The sequence below is a fragment of the Mycobacterium sp. 852013-50091_SCH5140682 genome (genome assembly GCF_001665685.1).
Classification (GTDB): domain Bacteria; phylum Actinomycetota; class Actinomycetes; order Mycobacteriales; family Mycobacteriaceae; genus Mycobacterium.
Genome location: NZ_LZTB01000038.1, coordinates 1 through 23,218 on the forward strand (window position 1 = coordinate 1; position 23,218 = coordinate 23,218).

General features: G+C 66.7%; 24 protein-coding genes and 1 pseudogene. 13 read left to right on the plus strand and 12 right to left on the minus strand.

All coding sequences use genetic code 11. From position 1 onward, the window contains the following. Positions 1 to 254: 254 nt before the first annotated feature. The 4 genes and pseudogenes from A5784_RS12200 to A5784_RS12215 form a co-directional block, all read right to left on the minus strand. Positions 255 to 1,398 (minus strand): annotated as a pseudogene (locus A5784_RS12200) (LLM class flavin-dependent oxidoreductase). A gap of 45 nt (positions 1,399 to 1,443) precedes the next feature. After that, entirely contained in the window at positions 1,444 to 2,403 is a 960-nt protein-coding gene (locus tag A5784_RS12205; protein ID WP_082944801.1) for an o-succinylbenzoate synthase, read from the minus strand. Positions 2,404 to 2,418: 15 nt separating this feature from the next. Then, positions 2,419 to 3,978 carry a long-chain-fatty-acid--CoA ligase gene (locus tag A5784_RS12210; protein ID WP_064945171.1) on the minus strand — a complete coding sequence of 520 codons (1,560 nt, stop codon included), beginning with the start codon at positions 3,976 to 3,978 and terminating at the stop codon, positions 2,419 to 2,421. 29 nt (positions 3,979 to 4,007) lie between these two features. Continuing rightward, positions 4,008 to 5,624, minus strand: a complete 1,617-nt coding sequence (locus A5784_RS12215; RefSeq protein ID WP_064945172.1) for an amidohydrolase — start codon at positions 5,622 to 5,624, stop codon at positions 4,008 to 4,010. Between the two features lie 135 nt (positions 5,625 to 5,759). Between A5784_RS12215 and A5784_RS12220 the strand changes: the two genes are divergently transcribed. Further along, positions 5,760 to 6,218, plus strand: a complete 459-nt coding sequence (locus A5784_RS12220; RefSeq protein WP_064945173.1) for a YciI family protein — start codon at positions 5,760 to 5,762, stop codon at positions 6,216 to 6,218. A gap of 50 nt (positions 6,219 to 6,268) precedes the next feature. Here the strand turns inward: A5784_RS12220 and A5784_RS12225 are convergent, their stop codons facing one another. Then, complete coding sequence (locus tag A5784_RS12225; RefSeq protein WP_064945174.1) at positions 6,269 to 6,508, minus strand: hypothetical protein; 240 nt, start codon at positions 6,506 to 6,508, stop codon at positions 6,269 to 6,271. Between the two features lie 151 nt (positions 6,509 to 6,659). Here A5784_RS12225 and fadD8 point away from each other — a divergent pair, with 151 nt between their 5' ends. Beyond that, positions 6,660 to 8,258, plus strand: coding sequence for a fatty-acid--CoA ligase FadD8 (gene fadD8 / locus A5784_RS12230; protein WP_064945175.1), 1,599 nt, complete (start codon positions 6,660 to 6,662; stop codon positions 8,256 to 8,258). Between the two features lie 80 nt (positions 8,259 to 8,338). Beyond that, positions 8,339 to 9,574: an RNA polymerase sigma factor gene (locus A5784_RS12235; RefSeq protein WP_064945176.1), complete on the plus strand. Its 1,236-nt coding sequence runs from the start codon at positions 8,339 to 8,341 to the stop codon at positions 9,572 to 9,574. Between the two features lie 6 nt (positions 9,575 to 9,580). On the opposite strand, the gene A5784_RS12240 is transcribed toward A5784_RS12235, so the two are convergent. After that, positions 9,581 to 10,135: a MarR family winged helix-turn-helix transcriptional regulator gene (locus tag A5784_RS12240; protein ID WP_064945177.1), complete on the minus strand. Its 555-nt coding sequence runs from the start codon at positions 10,133 to 10,135 to the stop codon at positions 9,581 to 9,583. Between the two features lie 51 nt (positions 10,136 to 10,186). Between A5784_RS12240 and A5784_RS12245 the strand changes: the two genes are divergently transcribed. The 5 genes from A5784_RS12245 to A5784_RS12265 all read left to right on the plus strand — a co-directional run bounded on the left by A5784_RS12245 (position 10,187) and on the right by A5784_RS12265 (position 14,970). Continuing rightward, on the plus strand, positions 10,187 to 10,906 hold the full coding sequence (locus A5784_RS12245) for an SDR family NAD(P)-dependent oxidoreductase (RefSeq protein ID WP_064945178.1): 720 nt from the start codon (positions 10,187 to 10,189) through the stop codon (positions 10,904 to 10,906). A gap of 65 nt (positions 10,907 to 10,971) precedes the next feature. Further along, entirely contained in the window at positions 10,972 to 12,210 is a 1,239-nt protein-coding gene (locus tag A5784_RS12250) for a GNAT family N-acetyltransferase (protein WP_064945291.1), read from the plus strand. A gap of 17 nt (positions 12,211 to 12,227) precedes the next feature. Next, a complete protein-coding gene (locus tag A5784_RS12255) occupies positions 12,228 to 12,917 on the plus strand; it encodes an HAD family hydrolase (protein WP_064945179.1) in 690 nt (229 codons plus the stop codon). Between the two features lie 198 nt (positions 12,918 to 13,115). Beyond that, complete coding sequence (locus A5784_RS12260) at positions 13,116 to 14,387, plus strand: HNH endonuclease signature motif containing protein (RefSeq protein ID WP_064945180.1); 1,272 nt, start codon at positions 13,116 to 13,118, stop codon at positions 14,385 to 14,387. Positions 14,388 to 14,520: 133 nt separating this feature from the next. Next, positions 14,521 to 14,970 (plus strand): nitroreductase family deazaflavin-dependent oxidoreductase, encoded by a 450-nt coding sequence (locus tag A5784_RS12265; RefSeq protein ID WP_064945181.1) that lies wholly within the window; start codon positions 14,521 to 14,523, stop codon positions 14,968 to 14,970. Between the two features lie 9 nt (positions 14,971 to 14,979). Here A5784_RS12265 and A5784_RS12270 read toward each other — a convergent pair whose 3' ends face one another. Further along, positions 14,980 to 15,255, minus strand: coding sequence for a hypothetical protein (locus A5784_RS12270; RefSeq protein WP_064945182.1), 276 nt, complete (start codon positions 15,253 to 15,255; stop codon positions 14,980 to 14,982). 90 nt (positions 15,256 to 15,345) lie between these two features. Here A5784_RS12270 and A5784_RS12275 point away from each other — a divergent pair, with 90 nt between their 5' ends. Next, positions 15,346 to 16,275 carry a 1,4-dihydroxy-2-naphthoyl-CoA synthase gene (locus A5784_RS12275; protein WP_064945183.1) on the plus strand — a complete coding sequence of 310 codons (930 nt, stop codon included), beginning with the start codon at positions 15,346 to 15,348 and terminating at the stop codon, positions 16,273 to 16,275. A gap of 9 nt (positions 16,276 to 16,284) precedes the next feature. On the opposite strand, the gene A5784_RS12280 is transcribed toward A5784_RS12275, so the two are convergent. Continuing rightward, positions 16,285 to 17,031 (minus strand): SDR family oxidoreductase, encoded by a 747-nt coding sequence (locus tag A5784_RS12280; protein ID WP_064945184.1) that lies wholly within the window; start codon positions 17,029 to 17,031, stop codon positions 16,285 to 16,287. Positions 17,032 to 17,037: 6 nt separating this feature from the next. Further along, a complete protein-coding gene (locus A5784_RS12285) occupies positions 17,038 to 18,084 on the minus strand; it encodes an alpha/beta fold hydrolase (RefSeq protein WP_064945292.1) in 1,047 nt (348 codons plus the stop codon). 155 nt (positions 18,085 to 18,239) lie between these two features. Between A5784_RS12285 and A5784_RS12290 the strand changes: the two genes are divergently transcribed. Further along, positions 18,240 to 19,109 (plus strand): SDR family oxidoreductase, encoded by an 870-nt coding sequence (locus A5784_RS12290; protein WP_064945185.1) that lies wholly within the window; start codon positions 18,240 to 18,242, stop codon positions 19,107 to 19,109. Positions 19,110 to 19,153: 44 nt separating this feature from the next. Continuing rightward, positions 19,154 to 19,537 (plus strand): VOC family protein, encoded by a 384-nt coding sequence (locus tag A5784_RS12295; RefSeq protein WP_064945186.1) that lies wholly within the window; start codon positions 19,154 to 19,156, stop codon positions 19,535 to 19,537. Between the two features lie 54 nt (positions 19,538 to 19,591). On the opposite strand, the gene A5784_RS12300 is transcribed toward A5784_RS12295, so the two are convergent. The 3 genes from A5784_RS12300 to A5784_RS12310 are packed head-to-tail and all read right to left on the minus strand — an operon-like array spanning position 19,592 to position 21,476. Further along, positions 19,592 to 19,900 (minus strand): DUF3349 domain-containing protein, encoded by a 309-nt coding sequence (locus A5784_RS12300; protein ID WP_029371284.1) that lies wholly within the window; start codon positions 19,898 to 19,900, stop codon positions 19,592 to 19,594. Between the two features lie 10 nt (positions 19,901 to 19,910). Then, on the minus strand, positions 19,911 to 20,192 hold the full coding sequence (locus tag A5784_RS12305) for a hypothetical protein (RefSeq protein ID WP_064945187.1): 282 nt from the start codon (positions 20,190 to 20,192) through the stop codon (positions 19,911 to 19,913). A gap of 36 nt (positions 20,193 to 20,228) precedes the next feature. Beyond that, positions 20,229 to 21,476 (minus strand): inorganic phosphate transporter, encoded by a 1,248-nt coding sequence (locus A5784_RS12310; RefSeq protein WP_064945188.1) that lies wholly within the window; start codon positions 21,474 to 21,476, stop codon positions 20,229 to 20,231. Positions 21,477 to 21,742: 266 nt separating this feature from the next. On the opposite strand from A5784_RS12310, the gene A5784_RS12315 reads away from it, so the two are divergent. Then, positions 21,743 to 22,075: a DUF3349 domain-containing protein gene (locus tag A5784_RS12315; RefSeq protein WP_064945189.1), complete on the plus strand. Its 333-nt coding sequence runs from the start codon at positions 21,743 to 21,745 to the stop codon at positions 22,073 to 22,075. Positions 22,076 to 22,122: 47 nt separating this feature from the next. Further along, entirely contained in the window at positions 22,123 to 23,202 is a 1,080-nt protein-coding gene (gene menE / locus A5784_RS12320; protein WP_502687510.1) for an o-succinylbenzoate--CoA ligase, read from the plus strand. Positions 23,203 to 23,218 lie beyond the last annotated feature (16 nt).

The following is a 23,218-nucleotide window of genomic DNA, read 5'->3' on the forward strand; positions in this document are numbered from 1 at the left end:
GTTTCACCCTCGGCGTGTCGCAGCCCCGGAGGAATACCACCTCTAAAAATGCGCCACCACCAGCGATACCAAATAAATTGATACCACCCGCGATAGCGCGTTTCACAAGCCACCTACCCAACACTTCCAGATACTGATGTGGCGAATGTGGTTACGGGCGTGGCGAATGTGGTTACCGGCGTGGCGGACGTGAGTACGCCGTGGCGGATGCGAGTGCGACGCGGCGGATGTGAGCACAACTGTGGCGGGCGTGATTACAACTTCTTGAGTTTGCGGACCGCCCGGGCGAACAGGGCCTGCGAGAGCATACCTTTGCGCAGATTGCGTTGCAGCGGACCAATATTGGCAACCACGAGGTAGCGGACGCCGGCGTCACGCCACTCCATGGCGCGGTCGACGATCTCGTCCGTCGTCCCGCACACATACATCTCACGCAACACCGACATCGGCACTTTCTTGATGTAGGACAGCGCGACCTCTTCGTCCCAATCCTGCGGCAGGATGTCTTGCGCACCACTGAATCCGACGCCCAACGGGTGCTCGGCGCCGTGTCTGGCATAGAAATCACCCGACGCCAGCAGGCCACCGGCTCGCGTGATCGCCGAATCGAGCGCCTCGTCGACATCGTCCGAGTTGCGTCCCGGCACGATCATGACCCACAGTGCAGGCGTGATCGCCATCGGGTCACGCCCGGCATCCGACGCCGCGGACCGCAGCACATCCAACCGCTGGGCGTACTCCTGCGGCGTATGCGGAAACGCGGGGAAGTAGCCGTCCGCGTAGCGCCCTACCGCCCGCAGCATGCGCGGCCCGTGGGCAGCGATCCAGATCGGCGGCCACTTGCCCCGGTAGGCGGGGAGATCGAAGATCGCGTTGCGCAACGGAAAAAACGGCGAATCACGGCTCACCAGTTCACCTTTGGAATCCCACAACGCACGAATAGTGGCCATCGCCTCTTCAAACCGAGCCACCGGCTTCGACCACTCCACACCGTAAGGCTCATTCCCCTCACGCTCGCCAGTACCGATACCGAGAATGAAGCGCCCGCGCGTCAACAAGTTCATCGTCGCCGCACCCTGCGCGGTCACCGCCGGATTGCGGCGCCCCGTGTCGGTAACCGACGCCCAGGCGCAAGCGGCCGATCCGATTGCGCGCCGCGAGGTTACCGAGCATGGTCCACGGCTCCAGATAGGCATCGGCGGACGGCAGCAGCTTCGCGGCACCACAGTATTTCGGCTGCCACAGGGCCCGCGGAAAGAGGCTGTTGAGGTGGTCGGGCACCCAGAACGAATCCATCCCGGTCGCGAGCGCACTCACATAGCTCGCCCGCGTGAAGCTGTCCGCGGCGGGGCGCGAAGCGATCGCAGGATCCAGCAGGCCTACCCGCATTCCAGACATAGCGCGAGTGTCGGGCACCGGTACCACGTTGCCTAGGGTAAGCGCCTACTCGAATAGCAGCGGATAACAGGCCCGCACACGGTCGATCCACCATTGCCGACGGTCCGGGGCTGCCGCGAGCGCGGCGAGCCGATCCGCCTCGGGGACGACGGGACCGACCGGCAGAAACCCGTCTATGGGAACCACGGGCGCGACAACGTCTTCGACGAACAGCCCTCCGGTGCCCAATCCGCAGGCATGCCGCAACTGCGGTAGCGCCGCGGCCGCCAGGAGCCCGCGGCTGATGCCGACCGCGGAATCCAGCGCACTGGACACCACGATCGGGATGTCGATCTGCGCGGCGATGTCCAGCATCCGCGACACGCCGCCCAGCGGCGCCACCTTCAGCACCGCCACGTCGGCGGCCCCAGCCCGCACCACCCGCAGTGGATCCTCGGCCTTGCGGATCGACTCGTCGGCGGCGATCGGCACGTCGATCATCCTGCGCAGCGATGCCAGTTCTTCGACTGTCGCACAAGGCTGTTCGATGTACTCGAGGTCACCGTCGGCGGTCAGCGCGGCGGCGGCGGCGGCAGCCTCGGCCACGGTCCAGCCGGCGTTGGCGTCGACCCGCACGGTCGGCACGCGTTCGCGTACGGCGTTGACCCGCGCGACGTCGTCGGCCAGGGACTGACCGGCCTCGGCCACCTTGACCTTCGCGGTCCGCGCCCCGGGGAAGCGGTCGAGCACCTCGGGTACCCGGGCGGCGTCGACCGCCGGGACGGTCGCGTTGATCGGCACCCGGTCTCGCACCACGGGCGGGGCCGGCCGGTAGGCGGCCTCGATCGCCGAGGCGAGCCACGCCGCGGCCTCGGGCGGCTGGTATTCGACGAACGCGCCGAACTCACCCCAGCCGGCCGGCCCGTCGATCAGCGCAAGCTCCCGAACGGTGATGCCACGGAACCGGACCCGCATCGGCAGGGCGACCACGTGCAGCCGGTCCAGCAGATCATCGAGTGAAGGCACGCCTCACATGCTGCCTCACACGGTGGCGCGAGCGTGCCCCTCCCAGTGCGGCTTGCGCAAATCCTTCTTCATGATCTTGCCGGTGGGGTTGCGCGGCAGCGCCTCCATGAAGTCGACGGTCTTGGGACACTTGTAGGCGGCCAGCCGCTCGCGCGCCCACGCGATCAGATCGGCCTCGGACGCGTCGCCATCGACAGCCACCACGGCCTTGACGGCCTCACCCCACTTTTCGTCGGGCACGCCGAAGACCGCGACCTCGGTGACCGCGGGGTGCTCGGCCAGCACGCGCTCGACCTCGATCGAGTAGATGTTCTCGCCGCCGGAGATGATCATGTCCTTGAGCCGGTCCTCGACGAACACGTACCCGTCGGCGTCGATGCGGCCGATGTCGCCGGTGCGGAACCAGCCGTCGGCCGTGATGGCCTCGGCGGTGGCCTCGGGCTTGTTGTGGTAGCCCTTCATCAATTGCGGTGTGCGGAACCACAATTCGCCTTGCGAGCCGGCCGGGACGTCTTCGAGGGTATCGGGGTCGACGACCCGCACCTCGGCCTGCGGGATGAGCTTGCCCGCGCTGACCATGCGCTCCTCGTCGCCCGAGCGGTGATCCTCGGGCATGAGCCGGGTGACCACACCGCACACCTCGGTGAGCCCGTACACCTGGATGAACTCGGTGTCGGGCCAGGCCTGCAGGGCCTGGCGCAGCAGCGGCAACGGCATGGGCGATGCGCCGTAGGCGTAGGTCTTCAAGCCGCCGAACAGCTGCACGGCTTCCGGCCCGGTGTCGAGCACCTTGGCCAGCACGGCAGGCACCAGGAAGGTCCGGTTGGCGCCGGCCAGGATGCCGCCGGCCAGCGCGACGCCGTCGACGTCGCGGGTCATGTAGCTCGGGATGCCGTTGTGCAGGCCGTACTGCATGTACGACGTCCCGCCGACGTGGAACAGGGGCATCGCCACGAGGTTCTTGTCGTCCGGCTCGGCAACCCAGCTGTCGAAGGCGTTGACGGTGTGGGCGATGACGTTGGCCTGGGTCAGCGCGACGCCCTTGGGCCTGCCCGTGGTGCCCGAGGAGTACATAATGATGCAGACGTCGTCGCTCTCGACGTCCGCGGCGCGGCCCTGCGGGGTCGCCGCGGCCAGCATCGCCTCGTACTCGTCGTCGCCCTCGGGTTTGACCTCGATGATCTCCCCGACACCCGGCAGCTCGTCCCGGATGGCCTCGACTCCCGGCTTCAGCTCGGCCCCGACGAACAGCACCTTGGCCCCGGAATCGTTGAGGACATAATCCATTTCGTCGGCCGCGAGCCGGAAGTTGATGATGGCGGTGGCCGCGCCCAGCGACGCCGCGGCCAGCACCACCTCGGCACACGCCGGATGGTTTTTGTCCAGGAACGCGACGACATCACCGCGCTTGATGCCTTTGGCGCTCAGCGCGCCTGCAGCCCGGCGGATGCGGTCATACCACTGCGACCACGTCCAGGTCCGGCTCAGATAGGTGATGGCCTCTTCATCAGGTTTGGTCGCCGCCCAGTGCGCCACCCGCTCGTCGAGAAACTTCGGTGTCGGCAAATCAGACATGTGGTGAGCGTGCCACGGCACGCCGAAGGTCAACCGGCTTTCGGGTAAACCTGGCGACCGGCCAGATAGGTGGCGCGTACCTCCAGGTCGGCGATGGCTTCGGCGGGTACCGTCAGCGGGTTTGCCGACACCACCACCAGATCGGCGTACTTGCCGACCTCGAGCGAGCCGATCACGTTGTCGGCGAACAATTGCCACGCCGCATCGATGGTTTGCGCCCGGATTCCCTGCTCGACGGTCAGCCGCTCCTCGGGACCGAGCACGCGGCCGCTCGGCGCGGTGCGGGTGGCCGCGACGCTGATGTTGCGCAGCGGCTCCTCCGGTGTCACCGGCGGATCGTTGTGCAGCGAGATCCGCATGCCGGTGGCCACGGCCGAACCGCAGGGCATCCACGTTTCTCCGTGCTCGGGCCCGAACAGTCCGTCGACGATCACGTCGCCCCAGTAGTGCAGCTGGTCGACGAAGATGCTGGCGGTCACGCCCAGATCGTGGGCACGCTGCAGCTGGGCGGGGGTGATGGCGCCGACGTGTTCGAGCCGCAACCGGTGGTCGTCGCGCGGATGTGCCCGCAACGCGTCTTCATACACGTCCAGGATGGTGTCCACGCCCCGGTCTCCGTGCACATGGCAGGACATCTGCCAGCCCTTGGGATAGAAGGTGCCGACGATCTCGGCGAGTTGTTCCTTCGTGTAGTTCGCGTGCCCGCAGGAACCCGGCACCACGCCGATGGTCCGAGTGGCGTCGGTGTCCAGGTACGGAAAGGTGAGGTCGATGTTGCCGATCCACGGTGATCCGTCGACCCAGATCTTGATCCCGACCTGACGCACCAGGTCGTCCCCGTCGAACGGGCTGGCGTCCGTGTGCAATTCGGCGGTCGACATCTCGTAGGTGCGCAGCCGCACGGTCAGCTGATCGTGCATGCCGGCCAGCAGCGGCCGGAACATCGGGTCGAACGCCATCTCCGAGCAGGTCGTCAGGCCGGCCCGGTTGAGCCGGGCGCATTCGGCCAGCAGCATCGCCGGATAGTCCTGCGGATGGATGGCTCCGCCCAGCAGCGGGAACACCGCGGCGGATTCCTCAGCGGTGCCGTCCAGATCGCCTGCGGCGTCGCGGCCGTACTTCGCGCCTTTGGGATCGGGGGTGTCCCGCGTCAGGCCGGCGGCCCGCGCCGCGGCGGTGTTGAAATACGCCTTGTGCCCGGAGTTGTGCATGATGACGAGCGGGGTATCGGCCACACCGTCGAGCCAGCCCAGTGTCGGTTCAGGTAAACCCTTCTGCAGCAAGGGGTCCCAGCCGTTGAGATAAGCACCGTCGGCACCTCTCTTGGCGACCTCGGCGTGGATGGCGGCCACCACCTCGTCGGCGTTGCGCATGGTGACCGGACGGATGTCGACCATCCGGTCCGACAGTGCCACCGCCTCCATCAACGGATGCCCGTGCGCCTCGACGAAGCCGGGCAGCACGCAACCGTCGACCTCACGGACGTCGGTGTCGGCCCCCACCCGGGGCTGCACCTCGGAACGGCGGCCGAGCGCCACGATCCGCCCATCGCTGACCGCAAGCGCCTCAGCAGTGGGTCGGGTGGGGTCGACGGTGACGATGTTGCCGAAGACGACAAGGTCGGCGGACTGCGTCGGGCTGGCCATAGCGTGGATGCTAAGCGGTCGAAAAAAACTTTCGAGAACTTTTCAGTGCTGTGTCGATTCCGCGGGTTGCCGTTCGACGTGTCAACGAGGGCACGATAAACGGGCCCCTTCCCTACTCCAGAAGGAGACACGACAATGTCGCGCTACATGCTGATCATGCGGTCCACCCCTGAGGCCGAGGCCGCGATGGCAGAGCTCAACATCGATTTCAACGAGATCATCGCAGCGATGGGCCGCTACAACGAGGAGCTCATCAAGGCCGGTGTGCTGCTGGCCGGCGAGGGCCTGACCGGCCCCGAAGAAGGCTTCGTCGTCGACTTCGACGCCGACCCGCCGGTGGTCACCGACGGCCCGTACGCCGAAGCCAAGGAGCTGTTCAACGGATTCTGGATCCTCGACGTGTCCTCGAAGGAAGAGGCGCGGCAGTGGGCCGTGAAGTGCCCGCTGGGCAAGGGCGTCAAGCTCGAGGTGCGCCGGGTCCACGACACCGACGAGTTCCCGCAGGACAACGAATGGGTGCAGAAGGAAATCCAGTGGAAGGCCGATCTCGCCGAGAAGCTGGCCATCGAAGCGCGTAAGGCCGCCAACCGCTGACGACGGTCCCGCGGTCCCCGGCGGGCGAGATCACCGCCGGGGACCGGACGTCACAGGCGGCAGGGTCCGCCCAGTTCGGCCACGTGCGGCACCAGCGGCACCGGCCGCTGGTGCGCGGCGTCGCTCGGCACGAACAACAGACTGTGCGTATCGAATCTGCACTGTGCGGCGGCGTGCGCGGGCTCCGCCGACCCGACCACGCTGAAGGCGGCCGCCGTGAGCGCACCAAAGACGACCAACAGCGCGGTCGTGCGTGGCTTGGGCAGTGGATCCGTGAATGGGTGTGCCATGACAAACCTCCTCCGATCGCCTGTCACCGATGTCGGATAACTGGCACATTACGAGGACTCACCTGCACAAACGCGCGTAGTGCACTACCTCAATCGACGGATTCGCCCATCCCTCTCGGAGATTTCTGGAACACGTTCTAGTCTGGACGGCATGAGTGACCTGCTGCGCCATCCACTGCACTCCGGCCATCTCACCGTCGGCGCCCTCAAGCGCAACAAGGACAAGCCGGTCCTGTTCCTCGGCGACACCACCTTGACCGGTGGCCAGCTCGCCGACCGCATCAGCCAATACATCCAGGCATTCGAGGCGCTCGGTGCCGGCACCGGCGCCGCAGTCGGGCTTCTGTCCCTGAACCGGCCCGAGGTGCTGATGATTATCGGCGCCGGCCAAACTCAGGGCTACCGGCGCACCGCCCTGCACCCGCTGGGGTCCCTCGACGACCACGCCTACGTGCTGGCCGACGCAGAGGTGACATCCCTGATCATCGACCCGACCCCGGCGTTCGTCGAACGCGCCAAGGGGCTGCTGGACAAGGTGCCCAGCCTCAAACAGGTGCTGACCATCGGCCCGGTGCCCGCCGAACTGGAGGGCGTGGCCGTCGACCTGGCCGCCGAAGCCGCGAAATTCAGCCCGCAGCCGCTGATCGCCGCCGATCTCGCACCCGATCACGTCGGCGGACTCACCTACACCGGCGGTACCACCGGCAAGCCCAAGGGCGTCATCGGCACCGTGCAGTCCATCACCACCATGACAACCATCCAGCTCGCCGAGTGGGAATGGCCGGAGAACCCGCGCTTCCTGATGTGCACGCCGCTGTCGCATGCCGGGGCCGCGTTTTTCGTGCCGACCGTCGTCAAGGGCGGTGAGCTGATCGTGCTGACGAAGTTCGACCCGGCCGAGGTGCTGCGGGTGATCGAGGAGCAGAAGATCACCGCGACCATGCTGGTGCCGTCGATGATCTACGCGCTGATGGATCACCCGGATTCGCATACCCGCGACCTGTCGTCGCTGCAGACCGTGTACTACGGCGCGTCGGCGATGAACCCGGTGCGCCTGGCCGAAGCGATCCGGCGATTCGGCCCCATCTTCGCGCAGTACTACGGGCAATCCGAGGCTCCGATGGTCATCACATACCTGTCGAAGAAGGACCACGACGAGAAGCGGCTCACCTCATGCGGGCGGCCCACGTTGTTCGCGCGGACCGCGCTGCTGGACGCCGACGGCAATCGCGTGCCGCAGGGCGAGGTCGGCGAGATCTGCGTGTCCGGGCCGCTGCTGTCGGGCGGGTACTGGAAACTGCCGGAGGCCACCGCGGAGACATTCCGCGACGGCTGGATGCACACCGGCGACCTGGCCCGTGAAGACGAGGACGGTTTCTGGTACATCGTCGACCGGACCAAGGACATGATCGTCACCGGAGGCTTCAACGTGTTCCCCCGCGAAGTGGAAGACGTTGTCGCCGAACATCCTTCAGTGGCCCAGGTGTGCGTCATCGGCACTCCCGACGAGAAGTGGGGCGAAGCGGTGACGGCCGTGGTGGTGCTGCGGCCCGGTGCCGCGTCCGATGAAGCAGCCGTCGCGACCATGACCGCCGAAATCCAGGCCGCGGTCAAGGAACGCAAGGGTTCGGTGCAATCGCCCAAGCAGGTGATCGTGGTGGACTCCGTGCCGGTGACGGCGCTGGGCAAGCCGGACAAGAAGGCGGTGCGGGCGCAGTTCTGGGCAGGCGCCGAGCGGTCGGTGGGCTGAGTCTCCTGCCGAGCAGACACAGAGTCGCACGTTCGCGGGCTTGTGCGTGCGAGTCTGTGCCTGCTCGGCACAATGGGGACATGGCCGAGGACCTGCGGGACACCGTCGACGCGGTGTGGCGCATGGAGGCCGCCAAGATCGTCGCGACGCTGACCCGCGCGATCGGCGACGTCGGCCTGGCCGAGGACATGGCGGCCGACGCCCTGCTCGACGCGTTGACCCAGTGGCCGCAGACCGGGGTGCCACGCAATCCCGGCGCCTGGCTGACGACGGTGGCCAAGCGCAAGGCGATCGACCACTTCCGCCGCCAGGCGAACCTGGACACCAAGTACGCCGTGCTGGCCCGTGAACTCGCCGACCACGTCGATGAGGCGTGGGACCCCGACCGGATCGACGACGACGTGCTGCGGCTGATCTTCATCGCAGCGCATCCCCTGCTGTCGCGGGAAGCGCAGATCGCGCTGACCCTGCGGGTGGTCGGCGGGCTGAGCACCGAGGAGATCGCCAAGGCCTTTCTGACGTCGAAGGCCACCATGGCGGCGCGGATCACCCGCGCCAAGAAGGCCCTTGCCGGCGTGCCGTTCGAAGTGCCCGACCGCGCCGAGTTCGGCGGCCGGCTGGCCGCCGTGCTCGCCGTGATCTATCTGGTGTTCAACGAGGGCTACGCGGCGTCCTCGGGTCAGCGCTGGATCCGAGACGAATTGTGCAGTGAGGCACTACGACTGGGCCGGGTGCTGGCAGCGCTTACCCCCGACCAACCGGAAGTACACGGGCTGGTGGCGCTGATGGAATTCCCGTCGTCGCGGTTCGCCGCCCGCACCGACGCCGACGGTAACCCCGTGCTCCTGGAGGATCAGGACCGCACCCGCTGGGACCGTGCCCAGATCCACCGCGGTGTCGATCGTCTGGAGCGCGCCAAAGAGTGTGCCCAGCAACGAGGTTGGGGACCGTACGCCTTGCAGGCCGCACTGGCCGAATGTCACGCCGTCGCCCCCACCGCCGCCGACACAGACTGGGCGCGCATCGTGTCGATCTACGACGCGCTGCTACAGATCACCCCGTCGCCGGTGGTGGAACTGAACCGGGCGGTGGCGCTGGCGATGCGCGACGGGCCTGCCGCCGCGCTGCCGATCGTCGACGGCATCACCGGACTGGATGACTCGCACCTGTTGCCGAGCGTGCGCGGAGAACTGCTGTCGAGGCTGGGCCGCAATGCCGAGGCTGCAACCGAATTCGAACGGGCGGCGGCCATGACGGCCAACGAACGCGAACGCGCGGTGCTCTTGGAGAAGGCCACGTCTGAGCCCGGCGCCTAGCCTCCGTCAGACTTCAGATGCGTGGTGTCCGACATGACCCGGCCGCTCCCGCACTCCGAGTTCATCCGAAAGATGCCCGAGCAGAGCTTTGAGCATGCTCGCGAGTTGCTGCCGTTGACCTCGGGAAAGCCCTTGGAGCAGCTCACATTCGCGAGCCAGCACGGCCGCCACGAGCTCGTCGGCGGTCTCGTGGCCCAGCTCGGTCAATTCGACGTCGACAGCTCGGGAGTCGTGTCTGCCCGCGCGTCTGACCAGTCCCTGTTTCTCGGCCCGGTCCACGCGTTGCGTTATCGCGCCGGCGGTGATGAGTGAGGCGGCGGCCAGCTCCCGCGTCGTCATGCGGTACGGCTTGCCGTGGCGTCGCAGAGTCGAGAGGAGGTCGAGGGTGGCCATATCGGCATCACGGGCACGCAACAGCCGGGCCCGATCATCGCCGAGCAGCTTTGCGATCTGCCAGACGCGCGTGACGATGCCGATGGATTCCACAGAGACATGGGGTAATTCGCGCCGCCATGCCGCCGCGATGGCATCGACGGGATCGTCCGATGTTGACTCGTCCACATGCACTCCTGATACCGTTGTTTAGGTCTAAACATACAGGGAGGTTCAGACATGCGGACAGTAGTTGTCACGGGCGGGGGTACTGGGATCGGCCGAGCGGTCGCCGCTCGATTCGCCGCAGACGGCGCGGACGTGGTCATCACAGGCCGGCGGACCGATGTCCTCCACAAGGCCGCGGAAGACATCGAGGGCTCAGTACGCGCCATCGTGCTCGACGGCACCGACCCGCTGCGCACCGCGACAGTTGCCGAAGAGATCGGCCCGGTGGATGTGCTGGTGAACAACGCCGGAGGCAACACGGATTTCGACCGGGCGGCACCCACCGACCTCGCCGGCGTGGCCGAGGCGTGGCGGCAGAACCTCGACAACAACCTCATCAGCGCAGTGCTCATGACGACGGCGCTGCTCCCCAGGATGCCGGCCGGCTCCGCGATCGTCACCATCGGCTCGATCGCTGCCGACAAGGGCGCCGGTTCCTACGGAGCCGCCAAAGCTGCTGTCGCATCATGGAATATCGACTTGGCACGACAAATCGGCGATCGCGGTATCACCGCGAACGTCGTGTCACCCGGTTACATCGCCGATACCGAGTTCTTCCGGGACAAGCTCACCGACGATCGCAGGGCCTCACTCCTGGACGCCGCTATGACCAAGCGCGCGGGCTCACCATCCGACATCGCCGCCACCGTCGCATTTCTCGCCTCGTCTGGTGCGCGCCAGATCACCGGCCAGACCGTGGCAGTGAACGGAGGTGAATGGCCCAGCCGCTGACCGACATGTGGCGCGCCTCAATATTCAGGTGCCCCGGACAGTTCCGGTGCGGTACACAGAAGCATGTGACTGAATTGACCCTGCGCACAACCACCGACGATGACGACTTCCGAGAGTTCATGTCAACGTCGTATGGGGTGTTCCTGCGAGACCCTTTAATCGATGAAATCGACCTGATCCGCAAGCTCACCGACCTCGACCGGATGTTCGGGTTCCACGACGGGAACCGGTGGGCGTCGACGGCCGGGGCGTTTGCGCGCGAGGTGGTCCTTCCCGGAGGCGTGACCGCGCCGGTGGCCGCCGTCACGGTGGTCACCGTATCGCCCAGCCACCGCCGCCGCGGCCTGCTGACCGCGATGATGCGTCATCAGCTCGACGACATCCGATCCCGCGGCGAGGCGCTGGCCATCTTGTTCGCGTCAGAAGCGTTGATCTACGGGCGTTTTGGCTACGGCATGGCGTGCTCCCACGCCACGTTGAAGGGGCAGGTGCGTGAGCTCGCGTTCCGCCCGGACGTCGACCTCGGTGACGGCTCGGTGACAGCAGTCGACGCCGAGACACTGCTGAGCTGCGCTCCGGCGGTTTACGACAAGGCGACCGCGCAGAAGACCGGCCAGATGGCCAGATCGCTCCCGTGGTGGGAGTCCTGGATCCACGACAACGAGGATCGCCAAAAGGACTCCGGCAAGATCCGCTTCGCGGTGCACCACGACGCCGACGGCACGGTCAGCGGATTCGCCATCTACCGCCCCAAGTCGCATTGGGCGGACACCGGACAGCCCGCTGCCGAACTACATGTCCAGGAGGTCCGGGCCACCCATCCCCGCGCGTACGCGCGGCTCTGGCGGTACCTGTTGGACATGGATCTGGTGCGCAGCGTCACCTGCTACGGGGCCGCTGTAGACGAACCGCTGCGCTACCTGGTGGCCGACCAGCGCGCGTTGCAATGCGATGTGAGCGACGGCATCTACGTGCGGTTGGTGGACGTGGCCCACGCGTTGACGTTGCGCCGTTACGCTGCCCCGATCGACGTGGTACTCGAGGTGACCGACGAGTTCTGCCCGTGGAACACCGGACGGTTCCGGCTGCGCGGTGGTCCCGACGGCGCCCAGTGCGAAAGCACCACGGAGCCAGCCGATATCGCCATCACGGCCCGCGATCTCGGGGCCATCTACTTGGGTGGCGTAAGCCTGCAGTCCCTGACCGCGGCCGGATTGGCCGTCGAGCTCACCGCGGGGTCGGCGCAGCGGGCCGCAGTGGGCTTCGGCTGGCCGACCGCTCCGAGCGTCCCCGACGACTTCTAGTCGCGCCGGCTGGCACGATGGTTCCCATGGTGCATGCGGTGATGTTCGACTTTTCGGGAACCCTGTTCCGCCTCGAGGAGGACGAGAGCTGGTTCGCTGGGATGGCCGTCGACGAACAGGAGGTCGACGGCCATGTGCAGGCCGAACTGATGCGTCGGCTCACCGCGCCGACGGGACGCTCGGTGGAGATGTCCGACGAGCAGTACCACGCGTGGGTGAACCGCGACCTGGCCCCGCATCTGCACCGCGAGGCCTACCTGCACGTGCTGCGCGAGTCGGGACTTGCCGATCACCACGCCGAGTCGCTGTATGACCGGGTCATCGATCCGACGAGCTGGACGGCCTACCCCGATACCGCCGATGTCCTGAAAAGCCTTAAATCGCAAGGTATCCGGACGGCCGTGGTGTCCAACATCGCGTTCGACGTGCGGCCCGCGTTCGCCGCAGCCGACGCCGACGCCTACGTCGACGAGTTTGTGCTGTCCTTCGAGGTGGGCGCGGTCAAGCCCGACGCGGCGATCTTCATCGCCGCCCTGGACAAGCTCGGGGTGGCCGCCACCGACGCGCTGATGGTCGGTGACAGCGAAGAGGCCGACGGCGGCGCGCGGGCGCTGGGGTGCGCGTTCGCGCTGGTCGACCCGTTGCCCACCGCCGAGCGGCCCGACGGGCTGCGTGGCGCCCTGACCCGGTTCGGAATCCTCACCTAGCCAGCACCGCGACCGGCGTTGGAGATCGCGACCAGGAAAGCGACGGACCGGTGCCATGAGCGGCACGGCGACGCGTGGTTGGTCAAGAATCCGCGGGTGACACTGCATTCTCGATCGGGGTTTTCTGACCGAGATTGCTCTCAACTCAGGGTTTCACAGGGTCCGGTTTTTGTCGGTGCCCTCCGCCATAATGGTGGTATGTCCTCGCAGGCAACATCTTTCGCTGCTGATGGGGTGAGCCCTGTGCAGCGGTTGGAGGTGTTGCTCGACGAATTGTCGGAACTGTGCGGGCAGCGCAACGCGATCGACGGACGGGTCGTCGATATCGTCGCCGAACTCGAACGCGATGAGTTGTGTGGTGCCACCGGTGCTCGGTCCATCGCCGAGTTGGTGGCGTGGAAAACCGGTGCCACCCCGCACAATGCCGGGATCATGGTCACGGTCGCACGCCGCCTCGACGAATTCCCGTTGTGCGCCGAAGGAATGCGGGAAGGCCGGCTGTCCCTGGATCAGGTCGGGGTGATCGCCGAACGCGCCGCCGACGGCTCCGACGCGCACTACGCCGAGCTGGCCGCGGTGGCCACCGTGGCTCAGTTGCGTACCGCCGTGAAACTGGAACCCCGCCCGGAACCGGAGCCGCGCCCGGAACCCAAACGGGCGTTCCGCAAAGACGTGCACGAGGATCACACCACTTACCAGATCACCCTGCCCCACGACGAAGCCGCCACCGTTGATGCGGCGATGCAGTCCCATCAGGATGCGCTGATCGCAGAGTGGAAACGCGACCACGAAGACGAGGATGAGGATCAGGTCTCGGAGCAGGCGCCGCCGTTCCCGGGTGCCGTGGATGCGTTCATGAGTGTGGTTGAGGCCGGCTGGGACACCGACGTGGCACGCCGCCCCCATGGGCAGCACACCACCGTGGTCGTGCATGTCGATCTCGATCGCGACGGCGAGAAGCCGGTCGCAGCATTGCATTTGGGGCCGGCGTTGTCTGATGAGGAGCGGCGCTATCTGACCTGTGATGCGACCTGCGAGGTGTGGTTCGAACGTCACGGGCAACCGATCGGGGCGGGGCGAAGCGCCCGCACCGTCAACCGGCGGTTGCGTCGGGCGTTGGAGCACCGCGACCGCTGCTGCGCGGTACCCGGCTGCGGAGCCACCCGCGGCCTGCATGCTCATCACATCCGGCATTGGGAGGACGGCGGCCCCACCGAACTCGACAATCTCGTGTTGCTCTGCCCGTACCACCACCGGTTGCACCACAAGGGTGGCATCACCATCACCGGCCCCGCGCACCAACTCAGCGTCACCGACGCCACCGGCCGCGAACTGCACCCGGGTTCGCTGGCGCGGCCACCGACCACACCGCCACCGGATGTCCCACCCTATCGCGGGCCGACCGGCGAACGCGCCGATTGGTGGTGGTACACACCCTTCCAACCGGAACCACCACCATCGCCCAACTAGGCGCATACCCGTCGGCATAGTGGGCCGGATGACACTGGCCGCCAAGCGAATTCGCGCTAGGCGGAATCCGTTCGTCGCGTGCGGGATTCACACCCGCAAGCGAAAATCAGCCGCGTGACATTAGTCTGGGTTCATGGCTGACGAACGCATCCGGCCACCGTGGTGGCTCAAGTACGTCAACAAAGTGATGATCGGTCTCAACCAGCTCGGTGTCGGCGGCGACAACGGCCCGGTGGTACTGACCGTGACCGGCCGCAAGACGGGCAAGCCACGCACGACCCCGGTCACCCCGATGACCGTCGACGGCGAGCGCTACATCGTCGCAGGCCTACCCGGTGGGGACTGGGCCGCCAACGCGCGCGCCGCCGGCGAGGCGACCATCAACCAGGGCCGCCGCGCCCAGCGGGTGCGGATGGTCGAGATCCCCGCCGAGCAGGCCCGCCCACTCCTGCGGCAATTCCCTGTCCTGGTGCCCACGGGCGTCGGGTTCATGAAAAACCTCGGGCTGGTCACCGGGCCGAACCCCGACGAGTTCGAGGCCCTCGCCGGCCGCTGCGCGGTATTTCGGCTCGACCCGGTGTGAGCCCATGCGTCAGAGGTGCGGCGCCTCCTTGATCTTGCTGTCCTGCTTGCCGGCTGTCTGACAGAACGTCTGCACCGACACCTTGGTCCCGGTGATCTCGAGCTGGGCCGCGTCGGTGCCCTTCTCGTCCTTGAGCATCTTTGCCACGGCGTCGTTCTGAGTCTTCTCGTCCGCACCCAGGTAGTCCTTGCAACTGGTGTCGCCGCCGGTGGCAGCCGGCGAGCAGCCGACCAACATCACACCGGCGACCACACCAGCGAACAACATGCCTGCCGAGCGTTTCATTGCAGCCCTTTCTGTCCGCGCACAAGACACGCGCACCGTGCTTCATACCCGTGGCCCGCGCCGGTCAAACCCCGCTCTACAGTCGAGCAGGTGAGCTCTGATTCCAGCGCAGCCAACCCGTTCGACCCCGCGGCGTGGGAGCCGGTCGCCGGTTTCGGCGACCTGACCGACATCACCTACCACCGGCATGTCCTCGACGGCGCCAAGCAGCCGACGGTCCGCATCGCATTCGACCGGCCCGAGGTGCGCAACGCATTCCGCCCGCACACCGTCGACGAGCTGTACCGGGTGCTCGACCATGCCCGCATGTCGAGCGATGTCGGTGTGATCCTGCTGACCGGCAACGGCCCGTCACCCAAGGACGGCGGGTGGGCATTCTGCTCCGGGGGCGATCAGCGCATCCGAGGGCGCACGGGCTACCAGTACGCATCGGGGGAAACCGCCGAGACCGTGGACCCGGCCCGCGCCGGACGACTCCACATCCTGGAGGTGCAGCGCCTGATCAGGTTCATGCCGAAGGTGGTGATCTGTCTGGTCAACGGCTGGGCCGCAGGCGGCGGACACAGCCTGCACGTCACCTGCGATCTGACGCTGGCCAGCCGTGAGCATGCGCGGTTCAAGCAGACCGACGCCGATGTCGGCAGCTTCGACGGCGGGTTCGGCAGTGCGTACCTGGCGCGCCAAACCGGACAGAAGTTCGCCCGCGAGATCTTCTTCCTGGGCCGCACGTACGACGCCGAGACCATGCATCAAATGGGTGCGGTGAACGACGTGGTCGACCACGCCGAGCTGGAAACCGTCGGCCTGCAGTGGGCGGCCGAGATCAACGGCAAGTCACCGCAGGCCATCCGGATGCTCAAGTTCGGCTTCAACCTGATCGACGACGGACTCGTCGGGCAACAGGTATTCGCCGGGGAGGCAACCCGTTTGGCCTACATGACCGACGAGGCCGTGGAAGGCCGGGACGCCTTCTTGGAGAAGCGCGACCCTGACTGGAGCGGTTTCCCCCGCTATTTCTGATCCCGGGGATCACCCACGGCCCGCGTACGGCATGGCGCGCGCCATCACCGTGATGGATGGAACGGACACCTCCAGCGGCAGATCGACGATGTGACCGATGGCGCGCGCCACGTGGTCGACGTCGAAAGTCGGCTCGGCCGCGAGGCTTCCGTCGGCCTGCAGGGTCTGGTGACTGAACCCGGCCGTCATGTCGGTCGCGGCGTTGCCGATGTCGATCTGCGTGACACAGATGTCGATATCGCGCAGATCCAACGCCATTGACGCGGTAAGCCCACTCATCGCGTGTTTGGTGACGGTGTAGGCCAGGCTCTTGGGCCGAGGGCGGTGCGCGGAGATCGAACCGTTGTTGATGATGCGCCCACCGCGCGGATCTTGCGCGGCCATGACTCGGGCGGCCTCCCGCGCGCAGAACACGGCGCCGTCGACATTGGTGCGCCACACGGTGTGCCACTGCTCGTCGTCGATGTCGACGATCGACGCCGACGGCCCGAACACCCCCGCGTTGTTGAACAGCACATCGACCCGTCCGAACGCCGACACCGCGCCGGCGAACAACGCCCGCACGGAGGCCGAGTCGGTCACGTCGGTCGTCACCACCCGCGCGTTCGGTCTGCAGTCGGCAGTCTCGTCGAGCGGCTCGGGCCTGCGTCCGGCCAGCACCACCTGATGACCGGCGGCCAAGAGCACCCGCGCCGTCGCCCTGCCGATACCACTGCCCGCCCCGGTGATCACCACAACTTTGTTCACGCGGTCGATTGTTGCTCAGGACGGCGTGTACCCCGGCTTCGCCAGCAGATCCCGAATCCCCGCATCGATGAAATCGGTGTCCGTGGGGTTCACCCCGCCCCCGGCGAAGTGCCCCCAGATGCCGGGGATGACCCGCACTTCACCCTGAGGAATGAACTGGCTCGCCCACTGCTCGTCTTCGGGCGGAAAGTACAGATCCTTTTCGGCAGGCATCGCCAGCAGCGGACATTTGATGGACGCCAGCGCCTTCTCCACATCACCGCCGAACCCTGGTGTGTTGCCGACGTTTCCGCTGTGCCAGGTCCGCAGCATCGCGATGAGATTGTTGGGATCGCGTCCGTCGCGGAAGAAGTTCTCCCAGAACCCGTAGAGAAAATCATCGAACGACGTGAAGCCGAGCTCACGCCAGGCCTCCTGCCAATAGAACGCCTGCGAGTAGCCCCAGCCCGAGTAGACCCGGGCGAAAGCCCGTAATCCCTTGACCGGCAGCCGCTCCGGTGAGTAATCGCCGTCGGCCCACACCGCGTCCGCCGTCAGGGCGAAGATCAACGACTCGAGGAACACCTTGTTGTGTGGCGCGGTGATGCTCGACCCGCAGAACGGCGCGGCGCGCTGCACCATCTCGGGATGACTCACCGCCCACTGGTAGGTCTGCCCGGCACCCATGGACCATCCGGTGACGAGTGCGATGGTCGATATCCCGAACTTCTCCGTGACGAGTTTGTGCTGCGCCTCCACCTGGTCGTAGAACGTCACATCGGGAAAGCGGGCCCGGTCATACGGAGCCGGCGTATTCGACGGCGAGGACGACAACCCGTTGCCGAGCATGTTGGGCACGATGATGAACCACTCGTCGGGGTTGAGCGCCTTGTCGGTGCCGATGAGCCATTCGTTGTCCGTGTGCCACCCCGAATACCAAGTGGGATAGACGATCACGTTGGTCTTGTCGGAGTTCAGTGTGCCGTAGGTCTGGTACGCGAGCGTCGCATTGCGCAGCGTGAAACCGCTCTGCAGGGTGACGTCGCCAAGGTCGAAATATTCGGCATCAGTGGGCGCTGGCACGATGGGTTCCTTCCGGGTGTCACCGGACAATTATTTCCAAATGGGCATAACAGGTTTGAACCTACACGCTCGTCGGGCCGGATCAAGTGCAACGGCCAAATCGCCCGGACCACCTCAGGCGCCCGACGGTACGGGGCCGTTCCTAGACTCGTCGCATGAGCAAGAGCCCGCTGCGCCGGCTGTCCGAACAGCTGTTGCTGACCAGCATGCGTCCCCCGCTGACCGACCGGTTGCACACGCGCGACGACATCGACATCGCCGGCAAGCGCATCCTGCTGACGGGGGCATCCTCCGGCATCGGCGAGGCCGCCGCCGAGAAGCTGGCCGCCCGCGGTGCCACCGTGGTGGCCGTGGCCCGTCGTCAGGACCTCCTCGGCGATCTCGTCGGCCGCATCACCGCCGACGGCGGCGAGGCCGTGGCGCACGCCGTCGACCTGTCGGACATGGACGCGATCGACGACCTGGTCGCGACCGTCGAGCGCGACCTTGGCGGCGTGGACATCTTGATCAACAACGCCGGACGGTCGATCCGACGCCCGCTGGCCGAATCGCTGGACCGCTGGCACGACGTCGAACGGACCATGACGCTCAACTACTACTCACCGCTGCGGCTCATCCGCGGACTGGCCCCGGGCATGCGCGAGCGCCGCGACGGGCACATCATCAACGTGTCGACCTGGGGCGTGATGAACGAATCCTCACCGCTGTTCGCGGTGTACAACGCTTCGAAGGCGGCGCTCAGCGCGGTCAGCAGGGTGATCGAGACCGAATGGTCCGCAGCCGGTGTGCATTCCACGACGCTGTACTACCCGTTGGTGAAGACCCCGATGATCGCGCCGACCCGCGCCTACGACAACCTGCCCGGGCTCTCGGCGAGCGAGGCCGCCGACTGGATGGTGACCGCGACCCGCACCCGCCCCGTGCAGATCGCGCCGCGGATGGCCGTGACGGCCAAAGCACTCAACACCGTGGCCCCCGGGCTTGTCGACGCCATGATGAAAAGGCAGCGCGTCCAGCCGGTCTGACGTGTCGGGGCACACAGACCGCGGCCCGATGGTAGACATCAGCTATGGAGATCCTGGCCAGCCGGATGCTGATCCGGCCGGTGGACTACCCGAAATCGGTGGAGTTCTACCGTGATGGCATCGGTCTGGCGATCGCTCGCGAGTACCCCGGCGGCACGGTCTTCTATGCCGGGCAGTCGCTCATCGAGTTGGCGGGCCATCACTCCCCCAGCGAATCCGGCGTCTTTCCGGGGGCGTTGTGGCTGCAGGTGCGCGACGTCTACGCCACCCAGGCCGAGCTGGAGGGCCGCGGCGTGCCGATCGCCCGGGCGGCCCAAGAGGAACCGTGGGGTCTGCACGAGATGCACGTGAGCGACCCCGACGGCGTGACGCTGATCTTCGTCCAGGTCCCCGACACTCACCCGCTGCGCCGCGACACCCGACAATAATGAGCCAGAAATGACGAAAACCCCTGCCGTGGCAGGGGTTTTCGTGTGATGAGCTCAGCGTGACGGCGTCGCCAACGGCCAGCCGACCGAGGCCAGCCGGGACGCCACCTGATGAATCTCTTCGGGATTCGGCGCCTTCTCGGTGATCTGCTGGATGGCGCGGTGGATCTCGTCGTCCGTCACCGGCGCGTCGCCGTTGCTGGACCGCAGGATCGTCTGCGCCGCCTTGATGACCTCGTCCTCGGTGAGGGAGCGCTTCAGCAGGGCCAGCAGAGGGAAGTAGTCCTTGGGCGGAACACCCTCCGGGTATCCCTGGTGTAGCCAACCCAGGACGTTGTCGATGACACTCGTGCCTTCAGTCATGGTGGTCAGCTCACTTAGGGAGGAAGGGGACGGGGTTGAAACCGAAGTGGTGGATGATCGTGGTCTTGGTGATGTAGAGAATCGCGATCACGATCACCGCCGCGACGACTGCGAACAGCAGCAGTCCCAGGGCCTTGAGCGCCTGGTTGGGCGCCGAGACCGTACCGTCCTCGTGCGTGCCACCGGCACCGCTGGAGTACGCGACCAGGCCGGTCGCGAACACTGCAGGCAGCCCGGCGCCGAGAATCAGCCCGACCAGCAGCACCTTGAAAATGGCTTCTACATAAGTCATCTGTCAGTCCCTATTCGTTGCGTGTCGGAGTCCGGGTCAGACCGCTGCGGCTTTGTCGCCGCTTTTGGTGGCCTCGCGGACCTCGGCGGGCACCACGGAGTTGGTCGTGTCGTCCCAATCGGCGTTGACGTTCTTGGAGTCGACCTTCTGCTGCTGGGCGCGCCACCACATGTAGCCGGACAGCGCCACCAGGATCAGGAAGATGAGGCCGTCGCCGGCCAGAGCCGAACCGGTGACCGACTCGACACCCTCGGACAGCCAGAAGGACAGCGCACCGACGATGCCCGCGGCGGGCAGCGTGACAAGCCATGCCAGCGCCATGCGGCCTGCGACCGCCCAACGCACCTCGGCGCCGGGCTTGCCCACACCGCTACCGAGGATCGAACCGGTCGCCACGTGAGTGGTCGACAGCGCCATACCGGCGGCCGAAGAGCTCAGGATGACCACTGCCGAGGAGGCCTCGGCCGCGAAGCCCTGCGGGGACTCGATCTCGACGAGACCCTTGCCCAGGGTGCGGATGACGCGCCAGCCGCCGATGTAGGTGCCCAGGCCGATGGCCAGCGCGCAGGACAGGATGATCCAGAACGGCAGGCCGTCCTTCTTCACATCGCCGGTCAGGTGGCCGGTGGTGATGAGCGCAAGCGCGATGACACCCATGGTCTTCTGCGCGTCATTGGTGCCGTGAGCGAGGGCGACCAGCGAGGCGGTGGCGATCTGGCCCCAGCGGAAGCCTTCCTCGCGCCGCTTCTTGATGACGTTGCGGGTGATGCGGTACACCAGCCAGGTGCCAACCGCGGCAACGATTCCCGCGATCAGAGGTGACGCGACGGCCGGGATGAGCACCTTGGAGATGACGCCACTCCAGTTGACCCCGCTGCTGCCCAGCGCGGCGAGGCCGGCACCGATCAGACCGCCGAAGAGCGCATGCGACGAGCTGGACGGGATGCCGAAGAGCCAGGTGAGCAGATTCCAGAGGATGCCGCCGATGAGGCCCGCGAAGATGATGGTGAGGCCGGTCGACGAGGAGATCGACGGAAGTAGGTGGCCCGTTTTGCTGTCCTGCACCTTGATCACCGAAGTGGTGACCGTGACAGCCACCTCGACGGAGAGGAACGCGCCGACCAGGTTGAGGATGCCGGCAAGGAGAACAGCCGTCTTGGGCTTGAGGGCGCCCGTCGCGATGGAGGTCGCCATGGCATTGCCGGTATCGTGAAAACCGTTTGTGAAGTCGAATGCCAGTGCTGTTGCTATCAACAACACCAGGATGATCAGCTCTGCGCTCATGGCGCTAATTCTGGGGGACTACTGGCAATTTTGACCAGCTGGGGCGTCACCTCGATTGGCCCTCCCATCAGGCAATTCAACTTATTCGGCGATGAGTTCACCGATTGTTCATCTTAGGGCTTCAAGGCGTTTGCCCGTGGCAACAATGCGCCGGACAGCTGCGATATGTTCACTGTGATCCGCAGCCCTCGACGGCACTACCATCGATGCAGTCTCCGTCGCAGTTCCCGGGATCCCCGCCCGGTCCCCCATCAGGAGTTGCCGCAGTGAACACCTTCCTCGCCAAGATCGCGGCTTGGCTCAAGTCCGGCTATCCGGAGGGAGTGCCCGACGCCGATCGGGTGCCCCTGCTGGCACTGCTGGCGCGCCGTCTCACCAACGACGAGGTCAAGGCCGTCGCCCAAGACCTCATCGACCGTGGAGAGTTCGACAAGTTCGACATCGGGGTGCAGATCACCCAGATCACCGATGAGCTGCCCCGCGCCGAAGACGTCGAACGGGTCCGCGAGCGGCTGGCCGCCAAGGGCTGGCCGCTGGACGATCCACGCGACAGCGAGAGCGGCGATGAGCGCCCCGACGGTACCGAGGGGTCGGCATAGCCACCCTGCGCCCGATCAGCGTCCGCGAAGCGGCGCCACTTCTGCCGGTGCTGGATAACGTGCTGGCCGGCCGGGATGCGGCGATCCTTCCGGTTCCCGCAGCCGACGACCGCCAGGCCTCGCTGCTCACCACGGCGCTGCGCGCCGGCTCCCCGATCGATGACGACGTCGCAGTGGTGGTGTCGACTTCGGGCACCACCGGCGCACCCAAGGGAGCACTGCTGACCGCGGCCGCATTGCGAGCCAGCGCCGAGGCCACCCATCACCGGCTCGGTGGCACCGGGTGTTGGTTGCTGGCCCTGCCGGGCTACCACATCGCGGGGCTGCAGGTCCTGATCCGCAGCGTTGTCGCCGGCACCACACCGGTGTCGATCGCCCCGTCCTTCGACGTCGGCGACCTGCCCGGCGCGGTTGCGGCGATGGGCTCCGGGCGCAGATATGCGTCGCTGGTCGCGGTGCAGCTCGACAAGGCGCTGCGCGACGCAGGCGCGGCCGCCGCGCTCGCCGAACTCGACGCGGTGCTCATCGGTGGTGGCCCGATGCCCGCAGGTGTTGCCGAACGGGCCGCGGCAGCCGGCATCACGGTGGTGCGGACATACGGGATGAGCGAAACCGCGGGCGGTTGCGTGTACGACGGGGTGGCCCTCGACGGGGTGGCCGTGCGCATCGTCGACGGCCGCATCGTGCTGGGCGGTGCCACCGTGGCGAAGGGCTACCGCAACCCGATCAGCCCGGACCCGTTCGCCGAGCCAGGGTGGTTCCGCACCGATGACATTGGCGCCGTGGATGATTCGGGGGTCCTGCGCGTGCTGGGACGGGTCGACGACGCGATCAGCACGGGCGGGCTGACCGTGCTGCCGCAGCTCGTCGAGTCAGCGCTGGCGACGCACCCGGCGATCGCCGACTGTGCGGTGTTCGGCGTCGCCGACGAACGACTCGGCCAGCGGGTGGTGGCCGCGGTGGTGCTGTCCTCCGCTGCCGCGCCACAAGTGGCCGAGTTGCGCGCCCACGTGGCCAAGACGCTCGATGCGACCGCGGCGCCTCGGGAGATCCACGTCGTCGACGAACTACCGCGGCGCGGCATCGGCAAGCTCGACCGTCGAGCGCTCGCGCGCCGCTTCGGCTGATCCCGCCACGGGCCGG

Bases quoted from the DNA above. Each gene is read 5' to 3' on its own strand.
- A5784_RS12210 (WP_064945171.1), bottom strand. From the start codon at position 3,978: ATGTCTGATTTGCCGACACCGAAGTTTCTCGACGAGCGGGTGGCGCAC.
- A5784_RS12215 (WP_064945172.1), bottom strand. From the start codon at position 5,624: ATGGCCAGCCCGACGCAGTCCGCCGACCTTGTCGTCTTCGGCAACATC.
- A5784_RS12220 (WP_064945173.1), top strand. From the start codon at position 5,760: ATGTCGCGCTACATGCTGATCATGCGGTCCACCCCTGAGGCCGAGGCC.
- A5784_RS12225 (WP_064945174.1), bottom strand. From the start codon at position 6,508: ATGGCACACCCATTCACGGATCCACTGCCCAAGCCACGCACGACCGCG.
- fadD8 (WP_064945175.1), top strand. From the start codon at position 6,660: ATGAGTGACCTGCTGCGCCATCCACTGCACTCCGGCCATCTCACCGTC.
- A5784_RS12235 (WP_064945176.1), top strand. From the start codon at position 8,339: ATGGCCGAGGACCTGCGGGACACCGTCGACGCGGTGTGGCGCATGGAG.
- A5784_RS12245 (WP_064945178.1), top strand. From the start codon at position 10,187: ATGCGGACAGTAGTTGTCACGGGCGGGGGTACTGGGATCGGCCGAGCG.
- A5784_RS12255 (WP_064945179.1), top strand. From the start codon at position 12,228: ATGGTTCCCATGGTGCATGCGGTGATGTTCGACTTTTCGGGAACCCTG.
- A5784_RS12260 (WP_064945180.1), top strand. From the start codon at position 13,116: ATGTCCTCGCAGGCAACATCTTTCGCTGCTGATGGGGTGAGCCCTGTG.
- A5784_RS12265 (WP_064945181.1), top strand. From the start codon at position 14,521: ATGGCTGACGAACGCATCCGGCCACCGTGGTGGCTCAAGTACGTCAAC.
- A5784_RS12270 (WP_064945182.1), bottom strand. From the start codon at position 15,255: ATGAAACGCTCGGCAGGCATGTTGTTCGCTGGTGTGGTCGCCGGTGTG.
- A5784_RS12290 (WP_064945185.1), top strand. From the start codon at position 18,240: ATGAGCAAGAGCCCGCTGCGCCGGCTGTCCGAACAGCTGTTGCTGACC.
- A5784_RS12295 (WP_064945186.1), top strand. From the start codon at position 19,154: ATGGAGATCCTGGCCAGCCGGATGCTGATCCGGCCGGTGGACTACCCG.
- A5784_RS12300 (WP_029371284.1), bottom strand. From the start codon at position 19,900: ATGACTGAAGGCACGAGTGTCATCGACAACGTCCTGGGTTGGCTACAC.
- A5784_RS12305 (WP_064945187.1), bottom strand. From the start codon at position 20,192: ATGACTTATGTAGAAGCCATTTTCAAGGTGCTGCTGGTCGGGCTGATT.
- A5784_RS12310 (WP_064945188.1), bottom strand. From the start codon at position 21,476: ATGAGCGCAGAGCTGATCATCCTGGTGTTGTTGATAGCAACAGCACTG.